Genomic DNA, 21,416 nt, shown 5'->3' with positions numbered 1-21,416 from the left:
GTGGACGAACTACAGCCCGATTCGGAAGCGAAGTAGATACGGGAGCGTTCGCTATGCGTTCTGCCGATCGGTTCCGCGAACTCACGCTCCTGGGACGAAGCTCGTTACGCCGACAGTCTCCAAAACCATCCACGCGATGAACAGCAGATAGACGAGGAGCAGTACCCACGCTTCGGCCTTCGTGAGTTCCAGTTCGGTTCGGAGGATGCCGAAGACGATGACGGTGGCGAGGGTGAGAAAGCCCATCATCGGGACCGCGACGGCGAAATCGATGGGTGCAGAGCCAGCGACGAGCACACCCGCCGGAACCGCGATGAGCAAGTCGAACGTGTTGCTTCCGAGTACGTTGGCGAGGCTAGTGACGCCCTCTTGCCGGCGTGCGGCCCGGACGCTCACGATCGTATCTGGCAGGCTGGTTCCGGCGGCGACGACGGTCAGTCCCCAGAGGAAACTCGGCGTTCCGAAGATGTCGCCAAACCCGAGCGCCGACTCGATGAGTCCCTCGACCGCCACCGCGATGAGAACGAGACTGGCGAGCAGTGTGGCCCACTCGCGGAGCGGCTTCACGTCGTTGGGTATCTCACCAGCGTCGTAGTCCTGTGTGTCCTGGTATTGCGTGAAGATGTACACGCCGTAGAATGCGACCGGGATGAGTGCGAGTCGTCGTGTGACGGTTCCACCGAGGCGCACGTCGGGGACAGGATGGTAGATAACTGCCAGCGCGAAGGTGATGATGAGCACCGAGACGGAGATCATGTAGAACTGCGCTTCCTTGTAAACGACCGCCCGGTCTGCCTCCACGCCGCCTGCGAAGATTCCGGAAAGCGCCGGAATGACGAGTAGATTGAAGATAGCCGACCCGACGATGACGCTGACGCCCAGATCGTACGCCCCGGTACGGGCGGTCGCGATGACCGTACTCGACAGTTCCGGAAAACTCGACCCGACGGCGACGACGATAGCTCCACGAACGATGGCAGGTAAGCCATAGTACAACGAGAGACGCTTGCTCGCCCGTTCTAACATATCGCTTCCCTTCCAGATGACCGCGGTGCTCCCGAGTGCGAGCACGATGAACCACGCGAGACCAGTCGGCATCGTCTTCCCGTTTCTGTCGGTTCGGCTTAAAAACGAACGGTCGAAGACGGGTTATTACCACAGGCTGAGAACCGTCTCTACCTTATAATCACGACGGAACGAACTGCCTGATATGAGAGATATGTTTTTCGACCGATACGAGGGAGCTCTCCGCTGGTCGATGGCGTCGTTGAACGTCGATGGCTCCATCGAGCGCGAGGTCGCGACGTCGACCGAGTAAGTGACCACGGGCATGAACGAAGTGCAGAAGGCGAGTGGCTCGGTCGCGACGTCTATCGGAGAGATTTCGGACGGAGTCGTACGCCAGACCGACGCCCTCTCTGCGGTCTCGGGCGAAATGAACGCCCTCTCTGCGACGGTCGAGGGGATCGCAGCGTCGGCAGACGAAGTCGCCACGACGGCCTCACAGGCCGCCGAACGTGGACGCTCCGGGTATGAAGAGGCAGGCAACGCCGTCGACGAACTGCATGTCGTCGAGACGACCATCGACGAAACTGTCGCCGAGGTCGAATCGCTCGTTGGGAAACTCGACCGCATCGACGAGGTCGTCTCCTTCATCGACCGGATCGCCGAAGCGACGAACCTCCTCGCACTGAACGCCTCGATCGAAGCGGCACGGGCGGGGGAGGCCGGTGACGGGTTCGCCGTCGTCGCCGACGAGGTGAAATCGCTCGCAGAGCAGACGGGAGACTCCGCCGACGAGGTATCGGTGCTCATCAGTGAGATTCAGGGTCAATCCGAGGACACCGTCGAAGACGTGCGCGAGATGCGCACGCTGGTTCACGAGGGGGTGACGACGGTCGAATCCGCGCTCAGCGACATCGAAGATATCGAAACTATCGTCGCCGACCTGAATGTGAGCGTTCAGGAGATAAATACCGCGACCGACCAGCAGGCACGGTCGACCAGCGACGTCGTGACGATGGTAGACGACGTGGCGACGATCGACGACGAGATGGCCGCCGAGTCCGAGACCGTCGCAGCCGCCGCGGAAGAGCAGACGGCCTCGCTCGGTGAGGTGTCGGAGACGATGGACGCCCTCGCCGAGAAGACGACCGAACTCGATACGATGATCTCGCGGTTTACGGTGAGCGAAGATTCGGCTGTAAAACACCCCGTCCTCGCGGACTGATTATTCCAGTTTCTCCGCCGCGTCTCGCTCGATGAGCGGCGCAGCGTTCTCGGTCGGGAGCGTCACCACGTCCTCGCTTGCGAGGTCGTACTCCCGCTCGTCGACACCGAAAATCTCTCCCACGTCGCGGGTGATGCGAACCATCGTTCGCTCGTCTGAAATCACCGGTTCGGGCGTCTCCGAACTGTCGTCGGGTTCCAGATCTGGTGACGATTCTGGCGGCTCTTGGCTCTCAGCGGAATTCGATTCCGGTGCTGCCGGGGGTTCTTGTGACCCTGTCTCGTCTACTTCTGTGTCACCCGCGACCGCCGCGGCCTCGGCGGCGAGATGGTCGTCTTCGGTCGTCCTCGACTCCTCGGTCGACGGTTTCTCGGTCGCCGACTCGTCCGTGGTCGGTTCGTCTGGCGACGATTGCGCGTCGGACTCCGCACCCGCCAGCACGTCGAGGACGGTGGATTTGTTCGCCTCGATGCGCTCAACGAGGTCGGCGAACAGCGTCTGCTCTTCGTTGGTCAGTCCCTCTTCGTCCGCTGGAATCCCGGCAGCAGCGAGGCTCGCGCGCTTGACGACTTTCCCCACCCGTCGTTCGTATATGGCTTCGACGACCTCTTCGGCCGTCTGTATCTCGTCGGTCAAGCGATTGACCTCTGCGGAGTCGAACGGATCGGATGCCCGTTCGGCGGCCCGCTCGCGCTCCTCACGGAGCTCTCGGACGTACTCGCCAACGTCTGCGTAGAAGGACTCCCGCAGATGCTGCAGGCTATCCTTCGAGCGCTCTTTGCTTTGGACGCTGCGGAGTTCGTCGAGATTCATTCTTTCCCTTTTTCTGCCCGGTCACGCGCCATAAGGAAGATGGCAACGTATTCGGGAATCGATACATCACCTGCTGGGAGCGTAAAGCTTTCGCCACCGAGTTCGATTTCAGCCGCTTCTTTCATCTCGACTGTCACGTCGTGTCTCGTGAACGTCTCCGGGATAGCGTCGACGAGCGGGTCGAAATCGGCGAGTTCGTCGGGTGAGATCCGGCACACTTCCAGTCCACTCCCGCCGTGAAGACTCCCCGGCAAGCGGATGAGTCGATGCGTGTCGGTCGTCACCGGTTCGTCCACCGCCGCGCTCTCCGACGTGAACACGTCTTCGGCGAGGATGCGCGCAAGCTGGTAGAACGCGGGATGAACGTCTACGTTTCCACGGTCTATCTCCCCGCGATTGTTCTTCGCCGCGTTGTACGCACCTTTCGCTTTCCCGGTGCCGATGCCGTCGAATTCCTGTAAGCATTCGAGTGCGTCGTCTTCGTCCATCTTCATGAGGTCGTCCACGAACGCACAGACGTGCGACTGCACGCGCCCGCCCCAGCCACCGTCGGTCGGGAGGGTTCGTTTGTGCGTCGGGTTCTTGAGTCCCAATCCGGCGACCGCTTCGGCTTCGACGAGCGAGTCGAAGTCCACGTCTGCGGCCCGAACGTAATCGACGACCTCCCGGCGAGCTTCTCGATCCAGGTGCTGGATACCGTCGTCCCGGACGTGAACGTGGTAGCCGCGACCACCCGAGAAGACGACGGTCATGTCCTCGAAGCCGAAATCGCGGTCGAGCAGGTCGAGCAGGTCGAGCAGTTCATCCTTACAGCGCGCCAGCATCTCGGCGTAGGTCGTTTCGGCGGTGACGCCGGGAAGGTGGTCGGCGTCGAGGTCGAAGACGAGATCCGCGCTCTGCCACTCTTTCGCCTCCATCGTACTCGCGCCGGGGTCGCGGTAGTGCCCGGCGGAGAAGTAGACGTGTCGCGGACGCTCGCGTTCGAGGAATCCACCGAGGTCGCCGAAGTCGAGCAGGGAGTTGTGACGAACCATCGTCGTCCCCGACCCGGACGTCCACGGAATGTAGCCCCACTCGCGTTCGTCCGCTTTCGGCGGAAGCGTCGGTTTCACCGTGCGGTAGTGGTCGCGGAATCGGCCTCGGAGATACGCTCGCGTCCGCTCTTCCATCGTCAGTAGGTGAGACGGCGAGCGATTAAAGCGTTGTTTCTTCGATTCAAGGACGCATTTCGTCGGGAAAAATCGCACTGCGGGGCACCGAAAGACGCTCAGTTACGCATGAAATCCGAGAGTCGCTTTGCGATGCTCTCTTCTTCGCCTAACCGGAGGTAGTAGGCGTCTCCTGCATCTTCGTAGTAGTTGTCTATCCGGCGGACGACCTCGAATCCGAGGTGGCGGTAGAACCGGAGGGCGTTCTCGTTCGTCGTTCTCGCGTGACACGTCACGGATGCGTGGTTGTCCGCGACTTTCGCGACCAATCGCTGACCGAATCCTTCACCGCGGAAGTCCTGATCGACCGCGAGAAAGAGGATGTAGCCGTCACGTCGGACCGCCGCGAAGCCGATGAGTCGCTCTCCGTCGTCTCCTTCCGTGAGGTAGCAGTAGACGGTCGAGCGTCGGTAGGCGTCCGTGAAGAAGCCACGTCGTTGTTTCAGCACGTCCTCTCGCTGCCGGATGTCCTCCTTCAACCGCCACGCCTCCTCGACGTAGCGATTGTCGCCCGGCGCGACGACGCGCGTGTCGATATTTACGCTCACTGAGAGGGAATAGCAGACAGGTCAATATAATTCCACCGGCATACGGGCCGATTGACAAAACCGATTGGTAAGCCTGATACCCGTCGCGGGCGACCTCCGAACGATGGACTTCGCGCTACGCGAGCACACCGCCGATGTCGCGGTCGAGGCCACGGGGGACTCGCTCTCGGCCGTCTTCGCCGCCGTCGCCGACGGGATGGCCGCCGCCATGTGTGACGAGATACCGGACGAGGGAGAGCGGTTCGACGTCGAAGTACGTGCCGAGGGGCGAGAGGCGCTCCTGTTCGACTACCTCGACGAACTCATCTACCAGCGGGACGTGCGAGGGGTGCTCCCGGTGGACAACGAAGTCACCATCGACGAGCCAAACGTCCACGATGCCGACGGCGAGTGGACGATCACGGGAACCGCTCGGGGGGTGCCTCTCACCGGACTCGGAGCACGGGAGATCAAAGCCGTCACCTACTCCGAGATGACGGTCGAGGAGACCCCGGAAGGATGGCGGGCCTACGTGGTCTTGGACGTGTAACCGAACTCCGAAACGTCTTCGGCGTCCGCGCCGTACGTTCGGGTATGAACACGTACACCGCCGGAGATATCACGCTCGAACAGGTCCGGGAGTACGTCTGGGAGATTCCGAAGGAAGACGGGATGGGGACGCCTGCGCGGGTGCTCGCCAGCGAGAAACTGCTCGACCAGATCGCAGACGACAAGACGCTCCAGCAGTTGCAGAACGCGACCCACCTGCCCGGGGTACAAAAGCACGCGCTCTGTATGCCCGACGGCCATCAGGGGTACGGATTCCCGGTCGGTGGGGTGGCTGGAATCGACGCCGAGGAGGGCTGTATCTCGCCGGGAGCGGTCGGGTACGACATCAACTGCGGCGTCAGGATGATGCGGACGAACCTCACCTACGACGACCTGCGAGGGCAGGAAGAGGAACTCGTTGATGCCCTCTTCGCCAACATCCCATCGGGACTCGGCGGCGGCGGGGTCGTCGAGGGGGACATCGACGACGTGAACGACATCCTCGACAGGGGGATGGCGTGGGCGCTGGACGAGGGGTACGCCGTCGAAGCCGACCTCGCCCACTGCGAGGACGAGGGTGTTCGAGCGGAGAGCGACCCGTCGAAGATATCCCAGAAGGCGAAAGACCGCGGGAAAAATCAGATAGGGAGCCTGGGGAGTGGCAACCACTTCCTCGAAGTCCAGCGCGTGACCGACGTGTTCCGCGAGGACGTGGCTGATGCGTACGGGCTCGCAGAAGAGCAGATCGTCGTGCTCATCCACTGTGGGAGCCGCGGACTGGGCCATCAGGTCTGTACCGACTACCTGCGGAAGATAGAGAAGACCCACTCCGGACTACTGTCGAAGCTTCCCGACAAGGAACTCGCCGCCGCGCCCGCCGGGAGCCAACTCGCGGACGACTACTACCAGGCGATGGGGGCGGCCATCAACTTCGCGTGGGTGAACCGCCAACTCATCATGCACCGAACGCGGCAGGTGTTCGAGCGCGTGTTCGGGCGGTCGTGGCGCGAGATGGAGATGGAACTGCTGTACGACGTGGCACACAACATCGCCAAGAAGGAGACACACGAGGTCGACGGCGAAAAGAGAGAGCTGTACGTCCACCGGAAGGGCGCGACGCGGGCGTTTCCCGCCGGGCACCCCGAGGTGCCCGGCGCGTACCTCGACGTCGGCCAGCCCATCATCATCCCCGGAAGCATGGGTGCAGGGAGCTACGTGCTCCGCGGTGGCGAGGAGTCCATGAACCTCAGTTTCGGGTCGACTGCCCACGGCGCAGGCCGCGTCATGAGTCGGACTCAGGCGAAAAAGGACTACTGGGGCGGTGACGTGCAGAGCGACCTCGAACAGGAACACATCTACGTCAAAGCCCAGAGCGGCGCGACCGTCGCGGAGGAAGCGCCCGGCGTCTACAAGGACGTGGACGAAGTGGTGGAAGTCTCCGACGCGCTGGGCATCGGTGACAAGGTAGCCCGAACCTACCCCGTCTGCAACATCAAAGGATAGCGCAGGTCGGAACGAGCATCGGGAACTGTTCGGGAGTGCATCAGGGGAGCGGCGTGGTGGCTCAAATATTCCTTTAACTAATCAAAAGCTTTTGATGCTATAGCGTCGAACGTGGCGTATGCAACGATGAGCGGTTCTCACTACACTCGCTACGACCGCTACCGGGGGTGTCTCGGTAGCGTCCTCGATATCTCTCCACGGGGGTCGTTCTCCATCGAAAACGACCCGGTTCCCGATGGATTGCCTGCGAGTCTCTCTGCCGAACTCGTTTCGACGGGGACGCCAGAACATCCGCCTCGACTGCAGGTTCAATTCGAGTGTACTGCCGACGAACCCCGGACCTTTCGGTTCGACTATCCCGCCCCTTTGCGGACGTGCGGAGCGAGGCGAACAAGGGTGCGAGACTCGTACTGGAGTACGAGACGGAACCGGACGACAGACACGACGGCTGCTGGCAGACTCACGGTTCCGGCGGTCAGGGTGCCATCGAACACCGCACGCTCGAATCAGGTGACCGGACACATATCGAATGGTCGGTCCTGAATCACGAGCAGAACGACTCGTGTTTCCCGGCAGGTCGATATCGGTTCGAAGACAGATACGGTGTGGACGGCGAGACCTACGAGTGGGGATTCTGGTTCGAAGTGCGATGAACGCTGACGATAGGTGGGTTCTCTCCTGACGTCGGCTACGTTCTGAAATCGAAGTTCGGCGCATCCTCGGACCGGAGGGGTACCTGTGGATCGAGTTCTTCGCCACCCTCGAACTTCACGAAGTTGAGGTAGTACAACTCGCCACAACCTTCGCCATCGGTTTCACTCGCCCCACAGACAATTTCAACGCCATCCGCGTCCTCGAACTCCTCGTAGGCGTTGGCGTACTTCCACCCATCCAGGGGATCGGCAGTTACGGCACTGTCTAGATAGGGAAAACCAAGCGATAGCGGTAAGATGGAGGGGATTTTATGCACTGTTCGTAGTAACTGATTCTTGAGAGTGAGATCGGCTGCATCGTGAGAAGACTGAATTCAATTGTTTCACCGAAAACCTCGTCATAATGAGACGAGAGGGATTCGTTAGCCACTCACGGGAGAGACGTTGAACCGCCACTCTACACCAGAATCGCTTAACTAGACAGTACTGCAGTTACTGACTTGTCCGCGAGACGAGCGTCGCGTTCCAGCGTGGCGATGGCTCCACAGTGGGGACAGTAGTAGCGAACGGGCACCGTCATAGATGGGTATTAGCGTTCGACGGACGTAAACCGTGCGTCGGCTTTCAGCGGTGAGTGAGTTCGCGTCGTGGCTCTCCTCGCGCGGGAAACTCGACTGACTCATCGTGCGCGTAAGGTTTGGAACGAGGGCGACACCTACGATGGTGACCACTCGTTTGTACTGAAATCTACTGAAATGTACTACCCTGCTGACAGTCGGTCACCGTGGAGTCACGCCGCGCTACGAGAGCGGTCGGAACCAGACCGCTGCCAGCAACAGTGCGAGGAAGACGTACGAGCCGCGGATGAGCAACATCGTGGCGAGTTCAGGCCCGGCACGATGCGCGATTCCCGCCACGACTCCGAACGCCAGCACCGCGATGAGGGTACTCGGCGGAAATACCCGCGCCACGGCGAAGCCGAGCACGCCGAACAGTGCAAGTAGCATGAGCGCGAAAGCGGTGGTTCGTGCGCGCTCGCGTCCGAGCACGACCGCGACGGTTCGTTTCGAGATAGAGCGGTCGTACTCGTAATCCTGTGCGTCGTCAATGACTTTCACGCCCGAGAGGAGGACGAGGAAGACGAGGGCGAAGGCGAACGCGACCGGTGAAAGCACGCCCATCTGAGTGTAATAGCCGCCGAGGATGGCCAGCGCGATGCCGAGGGGATACCCCCCGGTCGCGGTGACCGGATGCATGTCGAGTTGGGGCGCGTGAAAGTAGCCGATGAACCAGCCCGGAAGCGTGATGAGCGCCGCACCCAGGCCGACGATGACCCAGAGTCCGACCAGACAGGCGAAGAAGACCACCGTCGCTCCGGCGATGAGGATTCTACAGCCGCCCGCCGTGAGTGGATGGTCGTCGTCCTCGCCCCGGACGTAGAAATCGACGTAGCCGTCCTTGACGTGGGCAGTGTAGACCGCCGCGAAGATGGCGGTCATGTGGAGAGCGCCCGTCAGGAGCGAGAAGCGTCCGGCGAGCATACTCCCGAACCACGAGGCGGCGATAGGTGGGAGCATGAACACCGGATGCACCTGCGAAGTGACGGCGCGGACGGCAGAGACGACGCCGGAGCCGCGGCGCGAGATGGACATATCCCTCAATTACGACTGCCACGAAGATAAAATCTCAGGCCAGTGTGGGTAGCAGGTACCACCAGCGGCCATCCACGGAGTTGATCGGAGTCGATTACCGCACCGCGCGCGCGGCCTCGTCCATCACTTCGAGAGCCTCTTTGATCTCCTCGATACCCGTCGCGTAGGAGATGCGAGCGTAGCCAGCGCCGTTCTCACCGAACGCCTCGCCGGGGACGACGATGACGCCTCGTGAGAGCACTTCGTCCACCCATCCCTCGGGGACTTTCGGCATGGCGTAGAACGCACCAGACGGGGTGGGCGTTTCGAGTCCGATATCCGAGAGCCCATCGAGAAGCACGTCACGACGCTCCTCGAAGGCGGCGACCATCTCGTCGACCGAGTCCTGGGGGCCGGAGAGGGCGGCTTCCGCGGCGAACTGCGACGGGGCGCTCGCACAGGCCTGGACGTACTGGTGGACGCGGAGCATGCGCTCGATTCTGCGCTCGCTCGCCGCGACCCAGCCCAGTCGCCAGCCGGTCATCGAGTAGCTCTTCGAACAGGCGTTGACGATGACGACGTTGTCCGTCTCGGCGAACTCCATCGGCGAGTAGTGGTCGCCGTCGAAGACGATGTGTTCGTACACCTCGTCGGTGATACAGAGCACGTCGTGCTCGTCCGCGATGCGGACGAACTCGCGGATGTCTTCCTCGCTGGAGACTGCACCGGTCGGGTTGCCAGGGCTGTTGACGACGAACGCGGCGGTGTCCTCCGTGATCGCCTCTTCGACGGTTTCGGGGTCGAGCGTCAGATCCTCGCGGACTGGTACCGGTTTCGGTGTCCCGCCAGCGATGTGCGTCAGGGCGTCGTAGGCGACGAATCCGGGGTCGGGGAAGATGACCTCCTCGCCCGCATCCACGTGGGCCTCCATGACGAGATGGAGGGCTTCACTCCCGCCCGCCGTGGCGATGATGTTTTCCGGTGGGATGTCGAGGTCGTTGTCTCGCTCGTGTTTCGCGCTGATGGCGTCCCGAAGTTCGGGGAAGCCCTTGTTCGGTGTGTAAGCGTCGGTCGCACCCGATTCGATGGCGTCGAGTGCGGCCTGCCGAGCGTGGTCTGGTGTCGGGAAGTCGGGCTGGCCGATTCCGAGGTTGATCGCGTCCTCGCCTGCGGCCTCGAACACTTTCCGAATTCCACTAATCGATACCTGTTCGACCCTGTCCGAAAAGCCGGTCATATGCCCGAAACGACGGAACGCGGGGCGATAATTCTTCTCCTATCGCTCTGCTGGCTCGCTTCGTCACTCGACCTGCGCTCGAAGCGATTCGAGGTGGTCTTCGAGCACCGAGAGGGCCGCGTCGGCGTCCATGTAGCCTTTGTCGTACTCGGAGTACACTTTGTCTACGTCGCGGAAGAACTGCTGGAGATCGACGGTTTCGGCGTCGGTCGTGTCGGTCGCGTCGGAGTCTGTCATATCTTCGGGGAGGTGATTCGCGCTGAAAAAGACGACGGCTTCGAGCCGTCGATCGACCTGCTGTCGTGCTGTAGCAGGTGACACGACCGCCGGGAGTCAGCAATCGACACCACCGCCAGAAATCTGCTGCGACACAACCGCCAAGAATCGGCCGCCGACACAACCGCTAGAAACCGGCTTTTCTGTGCGGTCGAGAACACTACAGCACAGCAGGAGGCGCTAGGGCAAAACACCGCAACATGCGGACGGACGGCCCGAACCGCCGGGGCCGCCCGTCCTCGGCGTCCCCATGCCTCCCCGGTGTGCGTGCGCCTACGCCGACCGGAAAGCGACTGGACAGCTTGCCGCCGTGCTGTAGCAGACGACACGACCGCTAGAGGGCTAGCAATTCACCGCGAGCGAAGGAGCACCGCGCCCCCGCGACCGTCGTGAAAGGTTCGTCGTAAACGGTTCAGTGGAACATCCGAAGCGGCTGTGCCTGCGAACTCTCCTCTTCGTCGGCCTGTTGCATCCGCTGGGCGAGTTGTTCTTTCTGCTGGCGGATGTCCTCGGCACGATCCACGAGGTCGTCTGTGTTCACCTCGACGTCGGCGATCGGGCCGATCCCCTTCTGGATGAGGATGCGTGCCGCCTCCGGGTCGGGGAACTGCGGGTCGGATTGAACGATGAGCCCGATGGCATCGATCTCGTCGCTCGTCGCTCGGTGGAGGAGTGCTCCGGTCGGCCCGCTGACGGCACCCGTCTCTTGCGGCGAGCCGATATCGTGGTCGTCCAACAGGGTGCCCGCCGTGCCGGTGGCGACGCCGTAGAGGGTGGGTACCTGGTCGGCCTGCTTCTTGTGGGGGAGACCGCTCAGATACAGCGGGGTGGCGTCGTGTGATCGAACCCACGAGGTGACGCAGTTGGCGAACTCTGGTGCTGCGTTCGGCGAGACGGGTACGTCGCTTCGCAGTGCGACCAGATCTCGCTCCTCGTCGACGTACAGCCGAACCGGTGGCAGCAGTTTTCGGCTCCCGCCTTCGTACACCGCGATCCGAGGAATCCCCTCGCAACCGATGCTCGCGTAGTAGGTCATGTCGAACGTCTCGACGAGGTGATCCGTCGCTATCTTCCCGACGAGACCCAGTCCCGGCAGTCCCTCGACCAACGTCGGTGTGTCCAGTTTCACGTCATCGGCGACCACGGTAATGTCGCTCATACATCGTTGTTCGGGTGGATTCGCCTTAAAAAGGAGGGACGTTCCAGCTGAGGAATCCGTGGCGACGCTCCGAAACCCACAAACGCCTCTCGCTCGCACTCACGAGTAATGGACGCACTGGAGCGCTACGAACCCATCCTCGACGACTTCGAGGCGTTTCTCGCCGCCTGCGAACGCCAGCTTCCGTCGGTCGTCAGGGTGAACACAATCAAATCCGACCGAGAGCGAATCACACGAGCGTTAGACGCGGCGAACGTCGAGTGGACGCCGCGCGAGTGGAACGAGAACGTGCTGGAGATCGATGGGAGTCCGGGCAACACGTGGCCCTCGTTTCACGGGTGGACGCACGGACAGGAGGAGGTGTCTTCGATTCCCGCGTTCGTTCTCGACCCCGAACCGGGTGATCGCGTGCTCGATTCCTGCGCCGCCCCGGGAAGCAAGACGACGCAACTCGCCGCGTTGATGGACGACGAAGGTCTCGTCGTGGCGAACGACAGCAACCTCGGTCGCCTCTCGGCGCTCAGATTCAACACCGAACGACTCGGCGTCACCTGCGCCGCGGTGACGAACCAGGACGCTCGGAACTTCTCGCTCAAACCGTTCGATTTCCCGACGTTCGACGCCGCACTCGTGGACGTTCCCTGCTCGTGTGAAGGGACGATCCGGAAGAACCCGACCGCGTTGGACGACTGGAGTCTCGACCACATCGAAGGTGTCGCTGGCGTCCAGAAGGGTATCCTTCGGCGGGCAGTACAGGCCACCCGAGACGGGGGAACGGTCGTCTACTCGACCTGTACGTTCGCTCCCGAAGAGAACGAAGCAGTTCTCGATCACGCTCTCGCGCGCGAGGACTGCCGACTCGTCCCGTACGACATCGACCTCGAATACGACCCCGGCCTCACCGAGTGGCAGGGCGAGGAGTACGACGAGAGCATCCGGCAGGCGAAGCGATTCTATCCGCACCACAACGATACGGGCGGGTTCTTCTGCGCAAAACTGGAGGTGGGAACATGAGCGAGGAATCGAACGACAGCGAACCGACGAGTGAGGAAGCGACGAGCAACGAAGCGATCAGCGAGGAAGTGACGAACGACGGCCAGCGATTCGACCGCCTTCCAGCCACCGCGGACGACCGCGAGGTGTCCGGTCGCGCGAGCAGACAGGAGGTGCTCGACTGGTGGGACGAACGATTCGGAATCCCGCCGGAGACCTTCGACGACTACAGCCTCTGGGAGAAAGGGAAGGGGAAGATCTGGGTGCTCTACGGCGACCTCGATTCGCCGGTTCGCATCGAAGCACTCGGGATGACGTTCCTTCGAACGCGCCAGCGACACTGGAAACCCACGACGAACGCGGCGCAGCGATTCGGTCGGCACGCGACGAAGAACGTCATCGAACTCGGCCACGAACAGGCACGGCGCTTCGCTCGCGGTGACGATCAGGAACTCGACTGGGACGGCGATTGGGGCTATCTCATCGTGGCTCACGAACTCGCTGGCGACAGGGAACCACTCGGCGTCGGCCTGTATCTCCACGGCGAACTTCAGTCGCTCGTCCCGCAGGGTCGCCAGCGCGACCTGTAGAGCAAATCGCCACCCGCTGTCTCGCCGTTTGCGATCTCGTCACTCGCTACCTTGCCGAACCGTCCCGCCGCTCAGCCCCTCCCATTCGACCGAATAGCCGAGATTCGAGAGAACTGCACTGCTATCTTCGATTCCCGACTTCGCGAGTATCGACTCCACCGCCGAGTAGCTCATCCCGGCTTCGATCTCGTCGGCCAGCGAGGCGAGAACTGCGGGACGAACCAGCGTCCGACCGACTCGCTCGTGTTCCGGAAACGCCTTGTCTTCGATAGCATCTTCGCTCACTCCGTGGCTGGCGGCGAGGTCGGCTAACGAGATGGCGTCGGCCTCTGGCACGAGTTCGTCCGGGAGCGAGTCAGCACTTTCCGCGACGAGTTCGTCTTCGTAGCGCCGGAGCGCGTCGCGTATGTCTTTGACGCGAATCCGGCCAGAATAGGGGATGGCTCGGTGGTCGCGTGCGGCGATCTCTTCACCGACGCCGAGGGTTTCGTCTACCGCGACGAGCAGTTCCACATCCTCGACGGCGTCGAGTTGCGAGAGTTTCTTCTCGACGTACTCGGGCGTCCAGAAACCCATTATCTCGAAGAAGATGCGGAAGTCGGCGTGTTTGTAGTCGAACGCGAAGTCCGGAATCATCACCTTTGCACCTGCTTCGAGCGGTTCCGGTTCACGCAGGAGATGCCAGTCCAGGTCGAGAGCTTCGAACCGGGTGGCGAACTCGCGTTCGACGCCGCTGTCGAAGGTCACGTCACCGACTGGCGTCGTTCCGGGCGGGCGCACGGGGTCGTCGTCGGTGAGGACGAGTTCCCGCTCGGTTCCGTAGTCGTCGATGGTCGCGGTGAGGTGCCACTCGTCGGCTTTCACGACGGTTCGGAGGAGACGGGCGAATCTGGTTCCGTATCGGCGGGTCGCGCGAAAGAGTGCGTCGGGGCCGGTAACGACCACCTCGCGCCCGGCGTCGGTCTTCCGGATCTCGTACATCAGTCGCAGTCTCTTGACGGCGGAGACGAGCGCCTTGGGGTCTGCACTTCGTACTCGAAGCTCGGTCGCATCGAACAACGCGGTCTGGGCGAGCGAGAGGTTGTACTGGGCGATCAGTTCGTCGGGGCTCCAGCGAGAGTCGAAAGCGGTGAGGATCTGTCGTTCTTCGAGGTCGGCGTACAGCGAGTCGGCGACCTCGTCCGGGGTCGCACCGAGCCGCTCTCCTGCCTGCTGAAGCGCGGTTTCACGGTCGGCGTCGTGACCGACGCCGACCGACTCGGCTTCCTCGAACGCAACCTTTCGGGCGCGCTCCGGCAGTACGGCGGCGCGTGGTTCGAAGACTGTTTCACGTTCGAGCAGTTTGGCGAACCCTCGGACGAGTTTGAAATCAGGAGCTTCGGTTTCGAGTTCTGAGAGGGCAGATTGGAGTCGAGAACGCTGTTCGCCGACGTGACCCTGATAGGTACCGAGTACGCGCGCCGCGAGGGGACGATGTTCGCGCCCCGCGAACTGCGGATGATAGCCTCCCCCGGCGCGAGATATCCGGAGCAGGTCTTTCGTGAGCACGATGCGGGATACGTGCGGAATATACAAAAGGAAATTGAATGAGAAGATTCATTCCGGTCGGCCAAGTGGTTCTGGTATGCGAAGGCGAGAAGCCCTCCAGCAGTTCGGTCTCGTCGCCACTCTCGCTTCTACCAGCGGGTGTGCTGCCATCCTCGGTGGCGGCAGTCAAACCCACGACGACGGGGATCGGCGGCGATCTGGAAATCTAAAAAACGAAGGTATCGAGGTAAAAGAAGGCGAGAAAGGAAAACTCGTCGTCATCGTGACGGTGGAGAACACGGGCGAGAGGAAGGATTCTGCCACGCTCAAAACCTCCGTCACCATCGGCGAGTCGGTTCACGAGAAGCGACGGAAAGTGACCGTTCCAGGTGGGGAGTCGAAAGCCGTCACCGTCGTCATGCCGGTCGATTACGCGAAGTACGAGAATGCGTCCCGAACCAGCATCGACCTCGACCTGCAGTAGGTATCGTCGTGGATTCTCTGCCTCATCGCCGTCGGTTCGCAACCCGGACTTCGGCGGTCGATTCGCTGACGACTTCGTAGAGGATCGCACGCCCGCCGTCTTCTTTCGAGCGTAAGATGCGCCCGAGTCGCTGCGTGAACTCGCGTTCGCTTCCACTCCCGGAGAGGACGACTGCCACGTTCGCGTCAGGGACGTCCACACCTTCGTCCAACACGTTCGAGGTGACCACGCGTGAGTAGTCCCCGCGTCTGAATCGGTCGAGCACGTCTCGACGCTCCGCGGTGGGTGTCTGGTGAGTGATGGCCGGGATGAGAAATCGTTCGGAGAGTCGGTAGACGAGGTCGTTGTGGGCGGTGAAGACGATGATCCGGTCGCCGCGATGTTGGTCGAGGATGTCGGCGAGCGCCATCACCTTTCCCTCGCTGTTCATCATGATGTTTCGCGCGCGTTGCTTGGCGAGAAGTGCTTTTCGTGCTCGCGGGTCGTTGCCCGACCGCTTGACGAGTTCCTGGTAGTCGCTGCCACTTCGCATCTGGATGTTCGACCGTGCGAGGTAGTCGGTGAACACGTCCTGGGCCTGCTCGTATCGCTCGCGCTCGTCCGGCGTAAGTTCGACCGTCAGGCGCTTCACGTCGTAGGGTGCGAGATACTCGCCAGCCAGTTCGTCCACGTCGATCTCGAACACCTTCGAACCGACGAGTTCGCCGACGACTTCGTGTGCACCGTCGGGTCGTTCGAACGTCGCCGTCAATCCCATCCTGGCTGGGGCGGCGAGGAGGCGTGCGATTTCGCGGTAGCCCTCACCGCCGAGATGGTGAACCTCGTCGAAGATGACGAGTCCGAAGCGGTCTCCGATGTCGTCTGCCCGTAGATAGGCCGAGTCGTAGGTCGAGACAGTGAGGCCTTCGAGACGCTGTTCGCCGCCGCCGAGCTGGCCGATCGGGACGTGGAACTCGGTTTCGAGCACCCGCCGCCACTGTTCGAGCAGGTCGATGGTCGGAACGACGACAAGCGTCGGTGTCTGGCATCGTTCGATGGCTTTCACGCCGATGACGGTCTTTCCACTCCCTGTCGGTAGTTCGAGCACACCTCGTCGCTCGGCGTCGTCCCAGGAATCGAGCGCCTCTTGCTGATACGTTCGGAGTTCGTAGGCAGAGAGCAGTTCCGGCAGTTCCGGCAGGTCGAGGACGGAATCGCCCGTCGTGATGTCGTGCTCGTCGAGATATTCGCGGATGGCACCGTAGCGAAACGCCGGGGCACGTCGAGTCTTCGAACGTGGATCCGGTTCAGTGTACGGCAGGTCGCGTTCGGTTTCGATTCGGAGGGTACCGTCCTCGAACGAGATGGTCGCGTCGGCCACACCGGAACTGGGGTCGCTGCGGCCTAAAAACTGCCGAGGCTCGCCTGAAGATCTCGTTTGGTCGTCCCACGTTCGAGCTCGTAGCCGACGAGGTTTCGCATATCGGTCGCGTAGGCTGTGCCCGCGCGTTCGAGCACAAGCACGCGACCCTGTGTTCCGACGACCGTGCCACTGACGAGCGTCTCGTCGACAGGCGCGGAGTCCAACTCGAACCCGTAATCGAAGTCGAACGCCTCGATGGGGTCGAACGACGAAAGGGCGTCCTGCCACGCCTGCTCGTCGACGGATCGATGGAGGTCTCGGATCTTCGTGGGAACACGAACGCGGTCGGTGAACGTCTCCGCTATCTCGGCCTCCAGATTGCGGGCGATTCGACCGTCCTTCACCGTCTGGAGATGTGCGGCGCGGTCTGCACCCTGCTCGCGCAGGCGCGTGTGAAGACGCCACTCGCGGGTGACTCCGACCTTGAACGTCCGGGGGGCAAACGCGGCGAGGTAGATCGCGTGTGGTTCGTGACAGTCCATCTCGTCTTTGAGACACGTCCCGGTACATCGAGCACAGATCCACGTGCTGGTGTGGACGTCGCAGTAGGGTGTCCCAGGGCGAGCACAGGGAATATGGGTCGAACCATCAAGTGTCCCGGCACAGTGCCGATCTCCGAGCGAGTATTCGAGTTCGGCACCAGCGACCAGTTCTTCACGGACGAGTGAATCGTCGTCACTCACCAGTAGGGTGGGCGGGGTCTCTCCAGCTGCACCAGTTTCGTACCCGACGATTTGCACGACAGCAGCTACTGCTCGCTCGTGTAAAATCGTACCGTTCATCAAGGCAAGACGTTTGTTACGTAATTAATTTGTTAGAAACAAATCTTGGAATTGCAGAAGTTAGCAAAATTTGAATAGAAACAAAATGTTTTAATAACCCCTGCTTCGTAATGACTTACCGTGCCGGACAGTACCACAGGGGATTCCGAGTGGGAAGTGGTTGAGGTGAACGTCGGTTTCCAAGGCAAGGAGGGTCGTGAAGCTGCAGTGGACTGTTCTGTAGCAGTTGTCCGAGAGTTCGAATCACTCGACATAGTGACGATTCAAATTCCGCGCGAGAAGTGGTCTGAATTAGCCGACCACCCCGGGATACGCTACGTAGAAGCGAACGGACAGACAGGTGCACCCGACACCTGAACCTGCAACCTCCCCAAGTAATGGGGCTTTAGATAATTATATATCAAAATAAATACTAAACAAAACAGAAAATTATTTATATCTATGGTAAGTTGTACTAAATTGCATGGTAAGGAAAGCCAATGGCGTTTCGCGGCGTAACGTACTCAAACTGACTGGCGGATCGCTCGCAGTGACAGGCGTAGCAGGTCTCGCAGCAGCAGCCCCCGACGACACGGTCGAAGTGAACGTCGGGTTCAAGAGCGACCGTGGTCGCTCGGCGGCACTCAGTGCGGCAAGCGATGTCGTTCGTGATTTCAACTCCATCGACGTCGTGACGATTCGGACGACGAAGAAGGCCATCTTCGGGCTTGAGAACAACCCGAACGTTCGCTACGTCGAGGAGAACGGCATGATGCACGCCCTCGCGGAGACCGAGCCGTGGGGAATCGAGCGCGTCGACGCCGACGTCGCTCACCGCAACGGTGAGACGGGCGCGGGGGCACACATCGCCATCATCGACACCGGTATCGATTCCGACCACCCCGACCTACAGGCGAACCTCGGCTCGGGTAAGGCGTTCGTATCGTGCAAGGGTGGCCCGAAGAAGTGCCGCTACGCATGGGACGACGACAACGACCACGGTACCCACTGTGGCGGTATCGCCGACGCCGTGGACAACAATCAGGGCGTCATCGGCGTTTCGACGGAGGCGACGCTCCACGCGGTCAAAGTGCTCGACAAGCGTGGAAGTGGGACGTACTCCGACATCGCGGCGGGTGTCGAGTACGTCGCCGATCAGGGCTGGGATGTCGGTAGCATGAGCCTCGGCGGCTCGTCCGGCTCGCAGACGCTCAAAGATGCGTGCCAGTACGCGGTGAACAACGGCGTCTTCCTCGTTGCAGCAGCGGGGAACGACGGTCCATGTTCGGACTGTGTCGGCTACCCAGCCGCCTACTCCGAAGTCATGGCCGTCTCCTCGACCAACAGCAGCGACAACCTCTCGGGCTTCTCCAGCACCGGCCCGGAAGTCGAGATTGCCGCGCCGGGTACCGACATCTACTCGTCGATTCCCGGCGGGTACGACACCTTCTCGGGCACGTCGATGGCCTGTCCGCACGTCGCCGGTGCCGCTGGTCAGCTGATGGCCAACGGCTCGTCGAACACGCAAGCGCGTGACACGATCAAGCAGACGGCGGAGAACATCGGTCTGGCGGACAACGAGAGCGGTGCTGGCCTCCTCGACGTGGCGGCCGCACTCGGCCTCGACTCGTCCGACAACTAAGCGTTCGGCGACCCCCATCACCCATTTTCTTTTGCCGATAATTCTCCGCCAGAACTATCGCTGTCTTTACGCAGAATAATAATTTTACTAACTATAATGTTCGTTAGATAAATTTATGTGGTGACAAACTATACTATAACTTACATGGAAAGGAAATCCAATGGTGTATCGCGGCGTAACGTACTCAAACTGACCGGCGGTTCTATTGCTGCAACAAGTGCGAGTGGCCTTGCGGCAGCGGCTCCCGACGACACGGTCGAAGTGAACGTCGGGTTCAGCAGCAAACGAGGTCTGTCGGCCGCACGTGACGCGGCGAGCGACGTGGTTCGTGAGTTCAACTCGATCGACGCGATCACGATTCGGACGACAAAGCAGGCGGCAACGGGTCTCGATAACAACCCGAACGTTCGGTACGTCGAAGAGAACGGCACGATGCACGCCCTCGCGGAGACACTCCCGTGGGGAATCGACCGCGTGGACGCTGAGGTCGCCCACGCGAACAGTGAAACCGGGAAGGGTGCCCACATCGCCATCATCGACACCGGCATCGACGACGACCACCCAGACCTACAGGATTACCTCGGCGCTGGCAAGGCGTTCGTCTCCTGTGGGACCGGCGGCTGGACGGGAAGCTGTATGTTCTCAGGCAACAGCAACTCGTGCAACTACTCGTGGTCCGACGACAACAATCACGGCACCCACTGCGCCGGCATCGCGGCTGGCGACGACAACACGGAAGGTGTCGTCGGTGTCGCACCCGATGCGACGCTCCACGCGGTCAAAGTGCTCGACTGTGGTGGCAGCGGTTCGTACTCCGACATCGCGGCGGGTGTCGAGTACGTCGCCGATCAGGGCTGGGACGTCGGTAGCATGAGCCTCGGCGGCTCGTCCGGCTCGCAGACACTCCACGACGCGATCAAGTACGCCTACAACAACGGCGTTTCCCTCATCGCTGCTGCGGGGAACGACGGCCAGTGTACGGGCTGTGTCGGCTACCCGGCAGCCTACTCCGAGACCATCGCAGTTGCGTCCTCGAACAGCAGCGACGAGCAGTCGTCGTTCTCCAGCCAGGGTCCCGAAGTGGACATCATCGCACCTGGTACGGACATCTACTCGACCGTCCCCGGTGGGTACGAAACCTACTCCGGTACGTCGATGGCGACGCCGCACGTCGCTGGTGCCGTCGGCCAGCTCATGGCGGAGGGCGAATCGGCTCGTGACGCAGAGAGCCAGATCCTGAGCACGGCGAAAGACCTCGGCCTACCGAGCAACGAGCAGGGCCACGGTCTGCTCGACGTGGCCGCCGCCCTCGGTTACGGCTCCTCCGACAACTAAACGGTCGGAACCGTCTCCAACCCTTCGTTAACTTCCGTTTCGAAACCCCATTTTTTGCAACTGCTGACCATACTTCGAGAGAGGTCCCCATTCTGTTACCGAGGGTGACTTAGTAAATTACTCCATGCTTACGATAGTCAAAACTATATTGCATCGTATTATACTTGTAATAGATGCAGAAACGAACTTCGGAGACGTCACGACGAACCGTACTGAAAATGACCGGTGCATCGATTGTCGGACTCGGTGCCAGCGGTGTCTCAGCAGGCCGACCCGACACGATCGAAGTGAACGTCGGGTTCGAGGATGTGACCGGGCGAAAACGAGCCCTCGATGGCGGCCCCGTACGTTGCAGGTGCCGCGGTCATCCTGATGCAGAAGTTCGGCTTCCCGAACGATAAGGCTCGAACTCAGCTCACGAACACCGCGATAGACCTCGATCTCCCACCGGAAGAACTGGGTGCAGGTCTCCTCAACGTGGTAGTCGCAGTCGGTTGTGAACTGGTGATGAACTGGCCGTAGGGGGAACCTTTTCGAATCACCCTGTCGAACGGTGAATCAATGGCACTCGAAAGCGAGGTGACCGCGACGGCGACGGACGGAGCCGTCGAGTTCGAACTGACGATACGAAATCCCGACACCGACCCGGTCGACGTGACCTTCCGCAGCGGCCTCAAGGCGGATTTCGCGGTACTCGAAGACGAAGACGAGATCTGGCGGGCGAGCGAAGGCCGGATGTACACGCAGGCGCTCCAGTCGAAGACGTTCGACCCCGGCACGTCGGAGTCTTACACGGAGGGATGGGCCGACCCCAGTCCGGGATACTACACGGTCGTCGCAACGCTCGAAATCATGGAAGAAGACGTGGAAGCCCGAACGGACTTCTCGGTGTAGTT

General features: G+C 61.3%; 24 protein-coding genes and 1 pseudogene. 12 read left to right on the top strand and 13 right to left on the bottom strand.

Annotated features, from left to right (window positions below):
- Positions 1-81 precede the first annotated feature (81 nt).
- A complete protein-coding gene (locus ACR3FE_RS03100) occupies positions 82-1,098 on the bottom strand; it encodes a sodium:calcium antiporter (protein WP_458205362.1) in 1,017 nt (338 codons plus the stop codon).
- Positions 1,099-1,330: 232 nt separating this feature from the next.
- Here ACR3FE_RS03100 and ACR3FE_RS03095 point away from each other — a divergent pair, with 232 nt between their 5' ends.
- Positions 1,331-2,230, top strand: coding sequence for a methyl-accepting chemotaxis protein (locus tag ACR3FE_RS03095; RefSeq protein WP_458205360.1), 900 nt, complete (start codon positions 1,331-1,333; stop codon positions 2,228-2,230).
- On the opposite strand, the gene ACR3FE_RS03090 is transcribed toward ACR3FE_RS03095, so the two are convergent.
- The 3 genes from ACR3FE_RS03090 to ACR3FE_RS03080 all read right to left on the bottom strand — a co-directional run bounded on the left by ACR3FE_RS03090 (position 2,231) and on the right by ACR3FE_RS03080 (position 4,799).
- A complete protein-coding gene (locus ACR3FE_RS03090) occupies positions 2,231-3,043 on the bottom strand; it encodes a DNA replication complex subunit Gins51 (RefSeq protein WP_458205358.1) in 813 nt (270 codons plus the stop codon).
- Complete coding sequence (gene priS / locus ACR3FE_RS03085) at positions 3,040-4,212, bottom strand: DNA primase small subunit PriS (protein ID WP_458205356.1); 1,173 nt, start codon at positions 4,210-4,212, stop codon at positions 3,040-3,042. The genes ACR3FE_RS03090 and priS overlap by 4 nt, the downstream gene beginning before the upstream one ends.
- Positions 4,213-4,310: 98 nt before the next feature.
- On the bottom strand, positions 4,311-4,799 hold the full coding sequence (locus ACR3FE_RS03080; RefSeq protein ID WP_458205354.1) for a GNAT family N-acetyltransferase: 489 nt from the start codon (positions 4,797-4,799) through the stop codon (positions 4,311-4,313).
- A 103-nt stretch (positions 4,800-4,902) separates the two neighbouring features.
- On the opposite strand from ACR3FE_RS03080, the gene ACR3FE_RS03075 reads away from it, so the two are divergent.
- From ACR3FE_RS03075 to ACR3FE_RS03065, 3 genes are all read left to right on the top strand, one after another.
- Complete coding sequence (locus tag ACR3FE_RS03075; RefSeq protein ID WP_458205353.1) at positions 4,903-5,328, top strand: archease; 426 nt, start codon at positions 4,903-4,905, stop codon at positions 5,326-5,328.
- 44 nt (positions 5,329-5,372) lie between these two features.
- On the top strand, positions 5,373-6,830 hold the full coding sequence (locus tag ACR3FE_RS03070) for an RtcB family protein (protein ID WP_458206001.1): 1,458 nt from the start codon (positions 5,373-5,375) through the stop codon (positions 6,828-6,830).
- Positions 6,831-7,147: 317 nt separating this feature from the next.
- A complete protein-coding gene (locus ACR3FE_RS03065; protein WP_458205351.1) occupies positions 7,148-7,483 on the top strand; it encodes a hypothetical protein in 336 nt (111 codons plus the stop codon).
- Positions 7,484-7,518: 35 nt separating this feature from the next.
- Here the strand turns inward: ACR3FE_RS03065 and ACR3FE_RS03060 are convergent, their stop codons facing one another.
- The 6 genes and pseudogenes from ACR3FE_RS03060 to ACR3FE_RS03040 all read right to left on the bottom strand — a co-directional run bounded on the left by ACR3FE_RS03060 (position 7,519) and on the right by ACR3FE_RS03040 (position 11,786).
- A complete protein-coding gene (locus ACR3FE_RS03060) occupies positions 7,519-7,800 on the bottom strand; it encodes a DUF7969 family protein (protein ID WP_458205349.1) in 282 nt (93 codons plus the stop codon).
- A 173-nt stretch (positions 7,801-7,973) separates the two neighbouring features.
- Positions 7,974-8,063, bottom strand: a pseudogene (locus ACR3FE_RS27775) (DUF7969 family protein); the annotation flags it as partial.
- Positions 8,064-8,283: 220 nt separating this feature from the next.
- Complete coding sequence (locus ACR3FE_RS03055) at positions 8,284-9,135, bottom strand: UbiA family prenyltransferase (protein ID WP_458205347.1); 852 nt, start codon at positions 9,133-9,135, stop codon at positions 8,284-8,286.
- Between the two features lie 94 nt (positions 9,136-9,229).
- Positions 9,230-10,351: a pyridoxal phosphate-dependent aminotransferase gene (locus ACR3FE_RS03050; protein WP_458205345.1), complete on the bottom strand. Its 1,122-nt coding sequence runs from the start codon at positions 10,349-10,351 to the stop codon at positions 9,230-9,232.
- Positions 10,352-10,414: 63 nt separating this feature from the next.
- On the bottom strand, positions 10,415-10,588 hold the full coding sequence (locus tag ACR3FE_RS03045) for a hypothetical protein (protein ID WP_458205343.1): 174 nt from the start codon (positions 10,586-10,588) through the stop codon (positions 10,415-10,417).
- Between the two features lie 451 nt (positions 10,589-11,039).
- The gene (locus ACR3FE_RS03040; protein WP_458205341.1) at positions 11,040-11,786 is read right to left on the bottom strand and encodes a proteasome assembly chaperone family protein; all 747 of its coding nucleotides are present in this window, start codon (positions 11,784-11,786) and stop codon (positions 11,040-11,042) included.
- A 108-nt stretch (positions 11,787-11,894) separates the two neighbouring features.
- Between ACR3FE_RS03040 and ACR3FE_RS03035 the strand changes: the two genes are divergently transcribed.
- Both ACR3FE_RS03035 and ACR3FE_RS03030 read left to right on the top strand, forming a co-directional pair.
- Positions 11,895-12,800 carry an RsmB/NOP family class I SAM-dependent RNA methyltransferase gene (locus tag ACR3FE_RS03035; RefSeq protein ID WP_458205340.1) on the top strand — a complete coding sequence of 302 codons (906 nt, stop codon included), beginning with the start codon at positions 11,895-11,897 and terminating at the stop codon, positions 12,798-12,800.
- Positions 12,797-13,369, top strand: a complete 573-nt coding sequence (locus ACR3FE_RS03030) for a DUF7122 family protein (RefSeq protein ID WP_458205338.1) — start codon at positions 12,797-12,799, stop codon at positions 13,367-13,369. Before ACR3FE_RS03035 ends, ACR3FE_RS03030 begins: the two co-directional genes overlap by 4 nt.
- A gap of 39 nt (positions 13,370-13,408) precedes the next feature.
- Here the strand turns inward: ACR3FE_RS03030 and ACR3FE_RS03025 are convergent, their stop codons facing one another.
- Entirely contained in the window at positions 13,409-14,917 is a 1,509-nt protein-coding gene (locus tag ACR3FE_RS03025) for a DUF790 family protein (protein WP_458205336.1), read from the bottom strand.
- Positions 14,918-14,993: 76 nt separating this feature from the next.
- Between ACR3FE_RS03025 and ACR3FE_RS03020 the strand changes: the two genes are divergently transcribed.
- The gene (locus tag ACR3FE_RS03020; RefSeq protein WP_458205334.1) at positions 14,994-15,380 is read left to right on the top strand and encodes a hypothetical protein; all 387 of its coding nucleotides are present in this window, start codon (positions 14,994-14,996) and stop codon (positions 15,378-15,380) included.
- Positions 15,381-15,402: 22 nt separating this feature from the next.
- Here the strand turns inward: ACR3FE_RS03020 and ACR3FE_RS03015 are convergent, their stop codons facing one another.
- Together ACR3FE_RS03015 and ACR3FE_RS03010 are read right to left on the bottom strand one after the other, a co-directional pair.
- Positions 15,403-16,740 carry a DEAD/DEAH box helicase gene (locus ACR3FE_RS03015; RefSeq protein WP_458205332.1) on the bottom strand — a complete coding sequence of 446 codons (1,338 nt, stop codon included), beginning with the start codon at positions 16,738-16,740 and terminating at the stop codon, positions 15,403-15,405.
- Between the two features lie 23 nt (positions 16,741-16,763).
- The gene (locus ACR3FE_RS03010; RefSeq protein WP_458206000.1) at positions 16,764-17,522 is read right to left on the bottom strand and encodes a DUF2797 domain-containing protein; all 759 of its coding nucleotides are present in this window, start codon (positions 17,520-17,522) and stop codon (positions 16,764-16,766) included.
- Between the two features lie 162 nt (positions 17,523-17,684).
- Here ACR3FE_RS03010 and ACR3FE_RS03005 point away from each other — a divergent pair, with 162 nt between their 5' ends.
- From ACR3FE_RS03005 to ACR3FE_RS02985, 5 genes are all read left to right on the top strand, one after another.
- Positions 17,685-17,921, top strand: coding sequence for a hypothetical protein (locus ACR3FE_RS03005; RefSeq protein WP_458205330.1), 237 nt, complete (start codon positions 17,685-17,687; stop codon positions 17,919-17,921).
- Positions 17,922-18,027: 106 nt separating this feature from the next.
- Positions 18,028-19,185 (top strand): S8 family peptidase, encoded by a 1,158-nt coding sequence (locus tag ACR3FE_RS03000; protein ID WP_458205328.1) that lies wholly within the window; start codon positions 18,028-18,030, stop codon positions 19,183-19,185.
- A gap of 144 nt (positions 19,186-19,329) precedes the next feature.
- Positions 19,330-20,520 (top strand): S8 family peptidase, encoded by a 1,191-nt coding sequence (locus tag ACR3FE_RS02995; RefSeq protein ID WP_458205326.1) that lies wholly within the window; start codon positions 19,330-19,332, stop codon positions 20,518-20,520.
- Positions 20,521-20,853: 333 nt separating this feature from the next.
- Positions 20,854-21,042: a hypothetical protein gene (locus tag ACR3FE_RS02990; protein ID WP_458205324.1), complete on the top strand. Its 189-nt coding sequence runs from the start codon at positions 20,854-20,856 to the stop codon at positions 21,040-21,042.
- Positions 21,043-21,081: 39 nt separating this feature from the next.
- On the top strand, positions 21,082-21,414 hold the full coding sequence (locus tag ACR3FE_RS02985) for a BsuPI-related putative proteinase inhibitor (RefSeq protein WP_458205322.1): 333 nt from the start codon (positions 21,082-21,084) through the stop codon (positions 21,412-21,414).
- Positions 21,415-21,416 lie beyond the last annotated feature (2 nt).

The organism is Haladaptatus rarus, assembly GCF_054177585.1.
This window is presented reverse-complemented; position numbering and strand designations above follow the sequence as displayed.